This is a genomic window from Massilia scottii, from assembly GCF_030846495.1.
Lineage (GTDB): Bacteria > Pseudomonadota > Gammaproteobacteria > Burkholderiales > Burkholderiaceae_D > Telluria_A > Telluria_A violaceinigra.
Genome location: NZ_JAVCWM010000001.1, coordinates 522,610 through 529,538, shown reverse-complemented (window position 1 = coordinate 529,538; position 6,929 = coordinate 522,610). Strand labels below are relative to the sequence as shown.

7 protein-coding genes are annotated in these 6,929 nt (G+C 55.2%); 1 reads left to right on the top strand and 6 read right to left on the bottom strand.

Annotated features, from left to right (window positions below):
• Positions 1-425: 425 nt before the first annotated feature.
• Positions 426-1,025, bottom strand: a complete 600-nt coding sequence (locus tag RBA41_RS02350) for a YcxB family protein (RefSeq protein ID WP_306620647.1) — start codon at positions 1,023-1,025, stop codon at positions 426-428.
• Between the two features lie 420 nt (positions 1,026-1,445).
• On the opposite strand from RBA41_RS02350, the gene RBA41_RS02345 reads away from it, so the two are divergent.
• Positions 1,446-2,075, top strand: coding sequence for a tyrosine-type recombinase/integrase (locus RBA41_RS02345; protein WP_306620616.1), 630 nt, complete (start codon positions 1,446-1,448; stop codon positions 2,073-2,075).
• 61 nt (positions 2,076-2,136) lie between these two features.
• Here RBA41_RS02345 and RBA41_RS02340 read toward each other — a convergent pair whose 3' ends face one another.
• The 5 genes from RBA41_RS02340 to RBA41_RS02325 form a co-directional block, all read right to left on the bottom strand.
• Positions 2,137-2,598, bottom strand: coding sequence for a hypothetical protein (locus RBA41_RS02340; RefSeq protein WP_306620614.1), 462 nt, complete (start codon positions 2,596-2,598; stop codon positions 2,137-2,139).
• A gap of 171 nt (positions 2,599-2,769) precedes the next feature.
• Positions 2,770-3,267, bottom strand: a complete 498-nt coding sequence (locus RBA41_RS33390) for a DUF4124 domain-containing protein (RefSeq protein ID WP_374709470.1) — start codon at positions 3,265-3,267, stop codon at positions 2,770-2,772.
• 182 nt (positions 3,268-3,449) lie between these two features.
• Positions 3,450-3,953 (bottom strand): hypothetical protein, encoded by a 504-nt coding sequence (locus tag RBA41_RS02335; RefSeq protein ID WP_306620613.1) that lies wholly within the window; start codon positions 3,951-3,953, stop codon positions 3,450-3,452.
• A 138-nt stretch (positions 3,954-4,091) separates the two neighbouring features.
• Positions 4,092-4,955, bottom strand: a complete 864-nt coding sequence (locus tag RBA41_RS02330) for an STM3941 family protein (protein WP_306620611.1) — start codon at positions 4,953-4,955, stop codon at positions 4,092-4,094.
• A gap of 169 nt (positions 4,956-5,124) precedes the next feature.
• Complete coding sequence (locus RBA41_RS02325) at positions 5,125-6,891, bottom strand: P-loop NTPase fold protein (protein WP_306620609.1); 1,767 nt, start codon at positions 6,889-6,891, stop codon at positions 5,125-5,127.
• Positions 6,892-6,929: the final 38 nt, after the last annotated feature.

Genomic DNA, 6,929 nt, shown 5'->3' with positions numbered 1-6,929 from the left:
GATCGAGTGGGCGAATGGGCCTGAATTTGATGACCTAATCCCGTGATCAGATTGGCCCCCAGGCGCAGCACTGAGCCAGGACATGCGCGAACTGCTTGAAGGCGAGCAAGCCGGCTGGCACAAGCGCTGGGCCACTGTCGATGCCGTACTGCTGCCGGCGCGCCACTGTCGCGCTGCAGGCTAACACGCGCGGCTCCCGGCGCTGCGTAGCTTAAGGCTCGACCGGCGCGCTTGGCGCTTCCGCGCGAAATGCCGGCTTCCCCATGAATGCCGGTTCCTTGTCGGGAGGAAGTTCGGTGGCCATCGGCGTCGGGACCCGCGAACGGGGCCAACAGACATGCCCACAGGACGCGGTGGCTTCCTGGCGCCGACAGTTCAAAGCCCGCATACGCATGCCAGCGCGACAAGGAGCCGCCAATCATGCTTCAGAGTACCCAGGACAAAGCCAGAACCACGAAAAACACCACGAGCAGCCAGAGCGCAACGATCCCGACGTAGGGCAGCGAGCGGGCGATATGGTCGCGGGCCTGCAGCGTGGGATCGAACGCGGGGTTTAGACGAGCTGAAGCCGCTGCCCGGAACTCATCGAGCTGCTGTTGGTCGCGGAACCAGGATTTGGAGAGGATGTGAGAGGTCATCGGACCGGCGAAAAGCAGCATCACATACTTGTTTTCGGCAATGCGGCTGTATTCGGCCCAGGGCCGGCTTTCGCTCACCCCAAGGCTGGTCCACGACAGCGTCTGGTCGGTCCAGGTATAGGTTTTCTGATGATCGAATCTGGCATGCGCATTCATCAGCATCCTGCGCCGCCATGCCGGCACGCCGATAAGCGGAGCAATCTTGAAATACAGAACGCTGGCGGCGATTGCCCCTGCACCGGCGATCACCGGGTGCCGGTACATGAACCAGAACAGCCCACCGGCGACAAGCCCGGCAAGGAAGGTATTGACCTGACGTGCCTCTCCGGGCTCGAGCAGTGCCGTCGCAGCCCGCCTATCCCAGAGAGAAACAGTGCCGGTAATCATGAGCACAGGGCGCTGGTCCGCCAGCCACAGTTACATTTGCGCCCGTTCCCGGGCAGGACGTCGCCTTCGCCAGCTTCAGCACATAGGAGGACCAAATTGATCAGTTGTTGAGATGATGTTGTCACGATAGATGGGGCTTCATTGATATGGCAGAGAAAAACATGATCCCACTCAGCTTCGGCAATCAGAAACCTGATCCACTCTGTTTTAATGCGGTCTGCGCTGTTTGTAGAGAATTGTACTCAACGTCTTTCTATAGATATCTCTCAAGTATGAACGGCGGCTCCTGGCCGGTCCCTGTCGAAGATGCCATCCATTCTACATCACCGGTCGCGGCAGAACAAATTCGCGAAACCGAGCTGCCACGTAATGCCCAGCCTGTCATCAGCGCATAGTTAAGCTCCTAATGTGGAGGTGATTATGAACACGCAAACAGCATCGAACCCATCCGACCGGCCGGTATGGAATAAAGGCAAACTCGTTGGCCAGAAGTCGCCGCTCAGGCTCAGCAAGATCTGGGCAATCCGAGTGCGACTAGAAATTTACGAACGCGTCCGAGATTTGGCATTATTCAACCTTGCTATCGACAGCAAGCTCAGGGGTTGTGACCTTGTCCAGCTTAGGCTGCGTGACGTTGCTAATGGCGGCCGGGTCAGTGCCCGAGCAATCGTCATGCAACAGAAAACTAAGCAGCCCGTACAGTTCGAGCTAACGAGAGGAACGCGACAGAGCTTGACCGACTGGATCGCGCGAGCCGAACTGAAAGCCGGCGATTTCCTTTTCCCTAGTCGCATACACGACTCTCCACACCTTTCGACCCGGCAATACGCCCGAATCGCCCACCGCTGGTTCGCGGCAATTGGCTTAGATCCCGCCGCCTATGGCACGCATACAATGCGCCGGACGAAGCCAACGCTGATTTATCGCCGCACGAAGAATCTTAGGGCTGTTCAGCTGTTGCTTGGCCATATGCGTCTTGAAAGCACCGTCCGGTACTTAGGGATCGAAGTTGACGACGCGCTGGAGATGGCTGAGCAAACGGACGCATAAGCTCCGGGGAGGCGACAGCCGCCTCGAAGCGGTCGTCAGCGATGATTGAGATCGTGTCTAATCAAAACTCCACATTGCCCTCGTCCTCAGCTGTCCAAAGCTGATTGCGCGTTATGTATCGTTCCAAAGCACCGGCCCCAGCCGCATACAATGGGTCCCGCGTCAGTTGTACGGAAAGTGCTCGCATCATCGCAGCGACCTGCTTCGTCTGAGGACGAATGTCACTTCCTAGGGAGTTTGTACCGGCTAGCTTTGTATAGACGGGGCGCCAAGCCCAGTGTTGCGTTCCCAGTGACTCCCTTGACAACAACAGCGGCGATATTTCCGAGGTTAGGCCGACTGCGAAGCGGGTCAAATTGTACAGATCTTCATCTAGGTCCAGTTTCGCGATGTTCCTCAGCAGGACATCCGCTATCAATCGATAAGTGGCATCGCGGTCACTCCCTTTGTAGCCCAAGTTTATGATTGATTCCCTCAACAATTTCATGTCTTCGGAATCGCTGGCTTTTAAAGAAAGTTCCATTTTTTGTGCCGTTTAAGACCGGGTTCTCTCCGAGAGGGGCATCATTCTTGAGCGACCAATACCGCCCCGAAGCGGAAGTTGCAGCTCGAAGAACCGGTGCTAACCGGCTTGCGATTCCGAGGCATTCTGTCTCACGGCTCACTTCGAACTAGCTCATCCCATCGTCCTCGACTATGGGTACCTATTCCTGTTCAGGACTCTACTTCCCGATCTCTTAACCCAGATGCATTGATTGTTCTGTGGGCTGGACTGATATTCCACGCATTCGTAAGCGATGCCGGGACAGGCCCTATCGAACTGCCGGTACAGCAATTCCCAGTTCTTGCCAGCGGGGACAGCTGCGATCTTTTCGATCAGGCCTCTGCATTCTGGCCCTACAAGGGCCGGATCCACAGGCACGGGTTTTTTTTGCGAATTGAGACGCGGCGGTGATAGAGAAGGGCGCGGCGCGCTAGTGGCCGATGCCGGTACAGCTGGAGGCTGACTCGACGCAGTAATTGAGACCTTTATTTTTTTGCTGCTATCCGGCGCTGCGACGCGGTCGCCGTAGTGCACCTTGCCGTTTGCGTCGGTCCATTTATGGATTTCCTGCGCACCGGCACTCGTACGAATCAAGCAAAAAAATGCGGCAAGGAGAAGCGCCAATGTAAGAGGGTAAAACCGGTTCATAAAATGCTTTCGACATCAAGATTGCGAGATCCGCAAAACAGCAAACACAGCCGGTACGGCAGGAAGGCCGGCTGCTGCCGATTGTACTCGACGGTTACGGCGCTGTCCGATTTCGGCAGCTGCCGCCCCGAAGCCGACCTTGACCTGAAGTCGTGGCAGCTTGCCAAAACTAGGAGGTACGGCTAATCAGTACCGAAGTTTTCGGCAAAGATGTCAGAGAACTCCACCTGATCCGGACCACGTCGGCCAATTTCTCGTTTGACCAGTGCGACAATTGGATGGCAATGAATCGCTGCAGCCAAAGGTCCTTGGTGTTCGCAGTTGAGCGCGACAATAACGTCTTCCAGGATGTCGATGTCATCATCGTCAATAAGAGCCATTGCCTTGTTGAGGCCATCCATCGGATTTAATGTAAGTAGCGAATCCAGCGCTCCGGCGCGCAACCACCTATCTGCCCGTTCGGCGTTCAGGAGAAAGTTACAGAGTTCTTCCGCTTGAGGATGGCGCCGCGTAACAATTTGACCAAGAGCTAAGCCAGCGCAAGACGGTTCCATATAATATTCGCGCACCAATTCGATCAGGGTCGCGTCGAGAACATTCTCCCATTCTGGCTCAGAGGGGAAGGCCATTTGAATCCAATTTGCCTCGCTCAACTCTTGGCCCTCGTCTTTGGATTGCAGCGCCATCATTTCTTCCTGTGGATTTTGATTGACCGCTTCTGGCCGATTTTACTCGTTCACTTGAATAGCGGAAAGGTTCAAACTTGTCAACGCTTTGCCTTCGCCACCAAGGATACTGAGTCAAAGCGGGAGAAATAGATAATCTTAATCGGAGCGGCTATATCGTGCGTGCCAAGCTTCCATGGTCGACAATTGTTCCTGCGCTGAAATTTTGTATTGGCAGGGCACGCCCCCTTCAACTCGCGATAGAGTCGAGGAAATCGCACGGCCAAGCTTTTGCCTTGCGTATCCTGGACGGTAATGGATACCAATCATCTTTGTGCGCTGGATCGAAATCAACTCAAAGCTGACGACGTCGGCCCACTGCGTCATGTGTTTGCGCCAAAATGAACAAATTTCGAAGCCGGATCGATCAAGTTTCAGATAGCTCAAACCCGGTATCAACATGATAGAAAACACAGGTATCCCCAGCCCGAAGAAACAGATCGTAGCCCACCCCAAAAAGGGCTCGTCGTAACGCATGAAAAAGCCAATGGCAACGAAACCCATCGAAACCAGTAACATCAGAAAGGCTTTCATTCGATTGGCGCGAAATACGATTTCGTTTTCAAATGATTTTTGATGGAACTGCGCGCGTGGTGTGGGCAGATGCCGGGAGAGTCCTCGAAGTGCACGAATTGCAACGATGCACGGCCAAGCACCAAGAGCAACGAAAATGACAAAGAACGCATCACTCCTTTCAAAGCCGCGATATGCCGCAATCAATAAGGAAACGAGCGCAACGGCGAAATACCATGCTATGGCGAACCACTGGGCTGGCTTGACGACTCTTTCAGAAAGGAAGTCTGTCGTGACAAAAGCGAAGATGATCGCCGGCAGAAGAGCGGCGACGAACGCCACCCAGAAGTGAACATGCAACTTGTCGAGCGACGAAATTGACCACATGAGCATGCCGAGGCCACCCACGCCGACAGTTCCTTTAATTGCACCAGGAGACCAATTCAACACAATGTAATTCCAGAATTAGGTGAAAGGGATCAAATTTCCATCTGACGAATGGTAGCTGGTGATCGGCCGCTATTGGCCGACATCTGCCGATTGTACTCGACGGCTGCAGCACGGTCCGATCTCGGCAGCTGCCGCCCCGAAGCGGACTGTTTCTAAAATGAGCGCCAGCCTATGTGGGTGCGTTATCAGATGCCGTCGTGCCGGCGGCCGGCTGCCCCACATTGAGGTCGGTATCAAGCTTCGCGCCTTTGAACAAATCCTCGATCAGGCTTGCCCAGCGCGTTCCGGCGCGTTCGACTCGAATTCTCTTGCATGCTTCAAGGAAGTGCTGAGGGCCAGAACCGAAGTGCTGCGCGTAAGTACCACGGTTGGCGTAAATGTCGAGGTTCTTCAACAAGAACACCTTGAGCTGTTGGCCACGGATGCTCAAGATTGTGCGCACGAAGTCGTCAACGGTCGCCGCCTGCATGACGGCCTCCTCGGAAGGGTTCCACCCGTTACTCTTGGCGAGGAAGAGGCATACGTCCAACAGGGTTCTAGGCTGCTCGACGCGCACGCGAGCCTCTGCGAAAGCGGCCATGATCGAAGGGTGCAATGCGCGTCCCGTCCAGTTATCGAGTACGAATTCTCTGGGATCCGCGCCCGGCGCCGCTGCCATCTCCTTTAGTTGATCGACCCATAAGGACACCATCTGCTCAGCAATCGCCGCCCCTCCCTGAAATTCGACTAGGTAATCGTGCAGTGAGCTGACGCTATAGCAGTCCACATGCGGCACATCGGCGAGCAACACACCCGCTGCCTCCACGATTTGCGCGGGCATTAGTTCAGGATCCCATATCGTGGATTGGAAGAACTCGCGCACGCGCGCCTGTGCGCCGGCGCGTTGCCGCTCATGACAATAGCGACCGACGACCGAATCGACTGCCGAACGGTCGACAAGGCCGGCGTTCAGGTAGTCGGACACAAGCTTTTCGTATTCGTCGGTGTCCGCGATGCCGAGGCCATTAAGCAGGAGCATCCATCGCGCATGTAGCTTGTCTTCATCGCTTGCTTCCTCGCCACGGCGCTCGCGCTCGCGTTGTGCGATTTGGCGGCTTATATCAGAGTGGGAGTCGAGAACGAAAGCCATGGTCGGGCCGTCGTCGATCCCCTTGTAATGGATGGCGGACAGCAGCACCGTGGAGGGGATGACGCGGTCTAGTACGTCATCCGGAAGCGTCAAATGCGCGGCAAGGATTTTATTTGCCGCGCGGATGACCTTGCGAATGATCCTGATGTTGCTGATGCCGCAGGCTTCGACCGCCGGCTTGATCTTCGATGCAAACGGGCTCTGTGAGAGCTGGATGGCGATGTCGAAGGCCTCGGCCGCAGTCGTGTCCAGCCGCAACTCTTCATCAATGACCTTTTCTCTAAATTTCTCCCAAACAGTCCTGTCGGCGAGCTGGTCGGTGTTCAGTATCAGCAGGATCCTGCAGCCGTAGTTCCTTGTGAAGTCGTCGATGAAGCCCAAGACTTCATCGATTGTAAGTTTCTCATGTTTGCGCTCGATGTCATCGACCACGATGAACTTCTCTCGGACCATGGCTGGGACGGCAAGCAGGGCGAATTCGTCCAGGGCGGTGCCGAGTTTGAAAAAGCCCTGTGCACCGTTCTTTATAGCGCTCATCGCGCCCTTAACTGCATCTGCTTGAGGACCATTCTTTTTGATCATGGGCACCGCTGATTGGGCAAGCTTTAGCTTCAACTCGGCGATCGTGGCGACGCCAAACAAGGAAACGTACAGTGCCCCCTGAATATGGCTATCCGTCGAGGCTTTGCGGAGGCTGTCCCACATGTGGCTTTTGCCCGTGCCCCATTTTCCAGACAGTGCCATGACCTTGACCTCGCGGTCGGCGATAAGATCTTGTAGGTTCCCTTTTGCTCTCAGCATGCTCATACGATGGAGTCCAAACGTGTAAATATTTTCTAATGTCA